Source organism: Acinetobacter sp. YH16051, from assembly GCF_013417135.1.
GTDB classification, from domain to species: domain Bacteria; phylum Pseudomonadota; class Gammaproteobacteria; order Pseudomonadales; family Moraxellaceae; genus Acinetobacter; species Acinetobacter towneri.
This window is the reverse complement of sequence record NZ_VPEN01000054.1, coordinates 1-4,028: the sequence shown is the minus strand read 5'-3', so window position 1 is coordinate 4,028 and position 4,028 is coordinate 1. Positions and strand designations below refer to the sequence as shown.

Annotated in this window: 3 protein-coding genes and 1 pseudogene; 2 read left to right on the top strand and 2 right to left on the bottom strand. The window is 36.6% G+C overall.

Annotation, left to right across the window (positions count from 1 at the left end; all coding sequences use genetic code 11):
• The first annotated feature begins 1 nt into the window (after nucleotide 1).
• A complete protein-coding gene (locus FTV41_RS13840; protein ID WP_005268593.1) occupies nucleotides 2-817 on the top strand; it encodes a hypothetical protein in 816 nt (271 codons plus the stop codon).
• Nucleotides 818-1,694: 877 nt separating this feature from the next.
• On the opposite strand, the gene FTV41_RS13835 is transcribed toward FTV41_RS13840, so the two are convergent.
• A complete protein-coding gene (locus tag FTV41_RS13835; protein ID WP_166135753.1) occupies nucleotides 1,695-2,396 on the bottom strand; it encodes an IS1-like element ISPa14 family transposase in 702 nt (233 codons plus the stop codon).
• 173 nt (nucleotides 2,397-2,569) lie between these two features.
• Between FTV41_RS13835 and FTV41_RS13830 the strand changes: the two genes are divergently transcribed.
• Entirely contained in the window at nucleotides 2,570-3,289 is a 720-nt protein-coding gene (locus tag FTV41_RS13830) for a phytanoyl-CoA dioxygenase family protein (protein WP_087554354.1), read from the top strand.
• 173 nt (nucleotides 3,290-3,462) lie between these two features.
• Here the strand turns inward: FTV41_RS13830 and FTV41_RS13825 are convergent.
• Nucleotides 3,463-3,843 (bottom strand): annotated as a pseudogene (locus FTV41_RS13825) (flavodoxin family protein); the annotation flags it as partial.
• Nucleotides 3,844-4,028: the final 185 nt, after the last annotated feature.

Below are 4,028 nucleotides of genomic sequence, written 5' to 3'. Positions count from 1 at the left end.
TATGTTAAAGCAATCAAGTTTAGAAAGAACAGAGTTTAAGGAAGAAGAACTTGCGCCCATTAAAAAGCTTGATTTGAATGATTTGAAAGTTCCTATGCCTAAAAACCTTGATCAGTTACTGATTTGGACATCCGAACTGGCTCAATATAATTATGCTCAATTCCTTAACCAATCCGAACAGCTAAAACTTGTTGATGAAGACAACCTGGAAGAACAGGCGGAAATCAGTCAGAAGCTTAGGTTCTATAGAGGTAATGCGCTTATAGAAAACCAAATCAAAGATTTCTATTTGAAAAAGTTACTTGATCAAGGAGAGGCAACAGTCAAAGGTTATATTAAAAGTCCGACTAAGAAAAATACCCGATATGCTGTAATTTCTTATCATGACTATGATTTTGTAAGCTTTGCTACTCCAGAGATTCTTAATAAATTTCCAGCCGATCTCATCAATTTCGTGCAAAAGGAAACACCTAAGACATTAGCGGACATATATCCTGAAGAAGCCGTGTTCTTATCAGCTATCAAAAAATTTATAAAACCTTTTAAGGAACAGTATAAAAAATTGGCTGATAAGAACAGGGAAATTAAGGAGCACAATACAGTTGCTCATAAAATTTATATAAAAATTAAAAATAAGGAAGCAACTCTGCAAAAGCCAACAGAGTCAAAGCCTAAAGAATCTAATCCAAAGACTACTGAAAATAGTGCTGTCCCAGTAGAGATGAAGCAGGGAACCATTCAGAAAAATATGGCTCCACAAGAAAAGCCACTTACTGTGATTAAGAAGCGAAAATTTGCTTTAAACAAGAATAAGTAACTTGTAATGTAAAATTCTAAACAAAAACCCCTCTAAGTCTTGCAACTTAGAGGGGTTTTCAAGTAAATTCAGCGGTACGCAGTTATTTGATGGAACTAACATCAAGTAACGAAGATCATAAGGTTTGGCGACCGTTATGATTTCACCAAAAGGCTTGTACCTGAACTCTATTTTCACAATAAACAGTGTTTATATCAAGCCTCAAAATGATAAGTCTTCGTTAATTCGTGTTTTAAACCATCAAATAAGCATCCTAGATCGAGCTTTGCCCGCTTCTGCGTGTCCGTTTTACGGTCGGCATGCAGTACGTGTGGTAGGAATAAGTGTCACTGGCGTATTGTAGCTATAGTCGAAAGGCTAAACCGCTTACAGGGGAACTTCACATAGGCGGAGCGTTAGGAGTAGTTACATAGGACTTGTTAAGTTGTACGTTGGGGAAACCCTCGCAGAGATACAGGCAATGTAACGACAGGGAGCGCGTGGAGCGAGGTGCAAGACTTTGAGTCCTTGTCTGCATAGTCAGCAAAGCTATGTGCGGATACGACCGATATACGTGGCTCCGAAGCCAAATATATACAGGTAAATCGGCAATACTTAGGGGATATGTCATTTTTTCAAATGGCTGCCCTTAGGGTGAGTATTGCCGAAACTCTCTCAACCGTTTCCAAAGCCAAAGCACGAAGTGCGACGCTTTGGAGGCGAGTTGAGAAGTTGAGAGCACTTGCTTTTAGCTTTTATTGTGTTTAGTAGTCGAGGTAGTTGTTTTTACTTTTCTGCTTAGGCTATTCAGTTGAATGTTAAGAGAAGTCGTAACGCTAAGCCTATTAACACGATACCCATAAAAATTTCGGGTGGTGTTTCAAAAAGTATGCTGACATTAAATGAAGCCATTATTGATGTAAAAAAAGGTTAAGTCGAAAGCTTTAAAATGGTTTTCAATCTTTTTTGAAAAATTACAACTCCTTCTAAAACCGCGCCTAATTCGATGCCTTATTTTGCAATTATTACCTTCAATACCTACAGTAAAAAATTTACCAATACTTTGCTTGCAGTTTTTAAAAGCAGTTATGAAACTGTCCCAATGATCACTTGCAATTCGGGTGTAGTGAATACCTAATTGTTTAAGCTTTGCCTTCAATCGTTGAACTGTAGCTAAGTCTCTTTTACCCCAAAAATAAGCAACAATCTCACCTGTTTCTCGATGGTAGGCGTAAATAAGCCATTGTTTATTATTTTTATTTCCCACAAAAGTCCAAAACTCATCAACTTCAAGAGACTCATAATGACTTTGTTTAGGCTGAATTTGGTAGGTCGATTCGGTTAAAGTACGTAAAACTTTACCGATACTGATTCGCTCAACTTCAGCGATATCTCGTATACCACTACCTCTGACCATCAACTGTAATATTTTTCGAGTAATGCCTGAATGACATCCTAGATAGCTCAGAGCATGGTCACCAATAAACTGACGTTTACAGTCTTTGCACTGATAGTTTTGTTTCCCATCTACTTTGATGCCATTTTTCTTTATACTGTCACTGAGGCAGGTTGGACATTTGATTTCTAGAGTTATTCGCATTTCTCTATTTTATCAAAATTCAACCTGCTTTGTTTCAGCATACTTTTTGAAACACCACCTCATACTGCATATAATGGCTCGATTTGGGTGTTGGAAGATGGAAAAAATGCTGGTTTATTAAGGCTATTGCCTAAGTAGAGCTGATTGAATCTTAGGGATTGGAAATTTTTAAAATGAATCATAATGGAGCCGATTTGGATCAAATAAAGTTAAAACAAATTAAAACTGACTTAAGTGTTGATGGAATTGTTAAGCTATCTCAGTTTATTGATAAAAAAGAAGTAAATTTAATCAAAGAGAGTTTGGTTGAAGAACTGAAACGTTTAAAAATTTATGAAAATAATAAAATAATCTCTAAAGAATTGAAAAAATTGAGTCATTTTCAACAGATTGTCATGTTGTCCAGAACAGTTAAACAGCCAAAAACTTTAGAAAAATATTCAGATATTTTGGGTGAAGTTGTATTCAAAATTTTTGCTAAAAAGTTTTACTCTGATCAGAAACAGCAACTTCTACTGACATTACCTCAACAGGAAAAATGGACACTGAATGATTTAAAATGGCATGTCGATTCACATTCAACAGCTTTTGAGTCACTGCAATTTTTTTTAATCATTGATGATATTCAACCTCATGGTGGTGGAACTCTAGTTTTGAAAGGTTCACATCATTTAACTGAACGATCTTCTTCAAGTCAGCTGAATCATTTATTGAGTACGAAAATATTAAATCAGCCTTTTGATTTTCAGAATAAAAAATTAGAGATCATTGAATTAACTGGCGTACAAGGGGATGTGTATTTAATGGATATGAGGGTTATTCATTCTCCAGCGATAAATGCTGCAAAAAAGATAAGAATGATGGCAACGTATAGATATTTTCAGAATTTGTAAGATAAATAAAGAAAACCCATCATCCTGACAGGATCTTCTTCATAAGAGATATTCCTAATCCATGCTGACATTCACATAGAAAAGAAACTATTGATAACACCTAATGTTTTTAATGTAGTAATGCCCGAGATTAAAAAACATATGGAAATTAAAGACTAGACTCTTTCATTTGATCATGTTCCTTGATATGCATTTAAGCGAAATGCAAAGTTTTGTCCAAATAACTGAGCGGTTTTAATATCGCCAATATCAAAAGCATCTGCCGCACTGGCATGTTCGGCTTGTGCCATAAGACCAGACCATGAGCCGAGACGATTGGCTGCTTGCGTATACGGAACACCTTGATGTTGCTCAGGTAAAATAGGGTTGCCGACCCATACCATACCGTGTTGCATCGAAAAGGTGAAAAGCGAAATCAGGGTCGATTGCTTATCCCCAGCAGGTAATGAGGAAACAGTAAATCCTGCGGCTAATTTTCCTTTAAAAGCCTGCTTCTTCCATAATGGACCTGTGGCATCCATGAGTTGTTTAAAAGTGCCAGAGACACCACCTAAAAAAGATTTCAAAACGCCCCAACTTTTGGGGCTTATTTTTATCTTTTTCAGAGGCCGTTTTTTTGTTTCTCGGAGAGAAACGCGGAAGCGTGCATTCCCTCCTGCTGTCGGAAAATGATAAATCCCCCAAACCGCTAAAAGTTGCCGATCGGCAACTTTTAAAATATCAAATTTTCACACATGGC